Below are 1,882 nucleotides of genomic sequence, written 5' to 3'. Positions count from 1 at the left end.
CCTCCGGCGCCGGCCCGGTCCAGCCTGGGTTGTCGGCGGCGTAGGCGAGCCAGGCCGCGCCGACGGCGTTGCCGTCGTCGCCCGGCGCGGACGGCACGTGCAGGCGGGAAAAGCTCGAGCGCTCGAGCACCCGCCCGTTGTAGGAGGAGTTGAGGCCGCAGCCGCCGGCGATCACCAGGTTCTCGTGCGGGCTGAGCGCCCAGGCCTCGGCGACGAGGATGTCCATCAACTCCGAAAACACCTCTTGGCCGCTCCTGGCGAGATCGGCCCAGCCGGCCTCGCCGAGATCGGCCGGGCGGCGGCTCAGGATCGTCGCGACCACGTCGCGCACGGTGGCGTCGTCGGTGAACTTCAGGCGGCCGCCCTCCGCCGTGTACAGGCGGCGCAGCTGCGCGACGAGCGCGGGATCGGAGCGGCCGTAGGGCGCGAGCCCCATGATCTTCCATTCCTCGCCCTTGAGTTGGTCGAAGCCGGCGAGGTCCGTGACGAGCCCGTAGAGGAAGCCGACCGAGCCGCGGCCGCGGTGGCGCCGCACCTCGGCGATGCGGCCCGCCTCCATCCGGTAGAGCGCGGCCGCGCCGGTCTCGCCCATGCCGTCGACGATCACCGCGGTCGCGTCCGAGAACGGGCTGCCCCACAGGGCGTAGGCGGCGTGGGTGAGGTGGTGGGGGAAGCGGTCCTGCCGCACGATCCGCGCGCGCGCCGCGCCGCCCCGGCCCCGCGTCTCCTGGTCGAGGGCCAGCAGCGTGCCGTAGCCGGCGCGCGCCTGGGCGATCGCCATCTCGGCCACGAAGATGCGCTCGGCGCGCTCGGGCACGAACGAGCGGTTGAGCACCGGCGCGTGCCGGCCCAGGGCCTCGAGGGTGAAGGCGCCGGTGCGCCCCTGCCCCTCGAGGAACTCGGTGAATTGCTGGCCCCAGGTCGAGGCGACGACGAGCTCGGAGCCTTCCGGCACGAGCTCGGCGAGCAGCCCGACCATGCGGGTGGCCGGGTCCGGCTCGCAGTTCGGGGCGCGCTTGTATTGCAGGAAGCGCTCGGCGCCCTCGGCGAACAGGACCGTGCCGTCGGGCCCGATCAGCGCGAGCGCCGGGTCGTGGAAGGTGGTGGCGAGGCCGAGATAATACCGCATCGCGGATCGGGTTAGCGCCGCGGCGCCGACCCGGCAACCTCCCGTCAGGCGCGCTGCGCCCGCTCCAGCCGGCGGGCGAGGCGGGTCGCGCCGTAGACCTCGCCGAGGCGCCGGCGGGCGGCGTGGACGGGGGGCGCCTCGCGCTCGGCATGGGCGGCGGCGATCACCCGCAGCGTCGCGGCGACGGAGCGCTCCAGGCGCTGCTCGTCGTGGGCCTTCACGGCGCGGGCCGGCACGGATTCGGTCATCGGGATGCCCCCTCGTGGTCCCGCCCTCGTCCGGACGGCGACCGTCGGCGACAGCATCCGGGGCGGGCTGGGCCGCAAGATGGCAGCTTGGCCGTAACCTGGCCGCTTGGCCCCGAGTCGGCCGCTCGATCATAAGGTGGCGGCTTGGCCGCGGGAGCCGCCGCCGGCCTCAGGGCGCGGCGGAGGCCTCCTGCGCCCGCACGACCTCGCGGGCGGTGTCGAGCACGATCCGGCGGTCCGCGTCGCTGCGGATCGCGTCCCATAGCGTCAGCAGCTCCCGGGTTTCCTGGGCCGGGCAGCCGCCCTCCCGGGTGCTCACCAGCTCCTCGACGGTGCAGCCCAGGGCCGTGGCGATGCGCTTCAGCGTCTGAGCGGTGCGCTCCGACGGCAGGAGTTCTGTCATGCGTCGATCTCGATGGGGCATCGGCATCACGCGGCCCGGCGTGCGCGGGACGGCGCGGAAGGCCGGCATGCGGCAGGCCGGGCCGGGCGCCGGCCCGCGCCC

The 1,882-nt window shown here is 75.1% G+C and carries 3 protein-coding genes; all 3 read right to left on the bottom strand.

The features are described 5' to 3' along the window. On the bottom strand, nt 1-1,129 hold a 1,129-nt coding region (locus FV230_RS27855; RefSeq protein WP_281408344.1), incomplete at its 3' end, for a carbamoyltransferase N-terminal domain-containing protein. A 44-nt stretch (nt 1,130-1,173) separates the two neighbouring features. Then, the gene (locus FV230_RS27850; protein ID WP_147844666.1) at nt 1,174-1,377 is read right to left on the bottom strand and encodes a hypothetical protein; all 204 of its coding nucleotides are present in this window, start codon (nt 1,375-1,377) and stop codon (nt 1,174-1,176) included. A gap of 169 nt (nt 1,378-1,546) precedes the next feature. Next, nucleotides 1,547-1,780, bottom strand: coding sequence for a hypothetical protein (locus FV230_RS27845; protein ID WP_147730013.1), 234 nt, complete (start codon nt 1,778-1,780; stop codon nt 1,547-1,549). Between the last annotated feature and the right edge of the window lie 102 nt (nt 1,781-1,882).

The sequence above is a fragment of the Methylobacterium sp. WL6 genome (genome assembly GCF_008040095.1).
Taxonomy (GTDB): domain Bacteria; phylum Pseudomonadota; class Alphaproteobacteria; order Rhizobiales; family Beijerinckiaceae; genus Methylobacterium.
The sequence above is the reverse complement of the archived record's forward strand: the minus strand, read 5'-3'. Positions and strand labels throughout refer to the sequence as shown.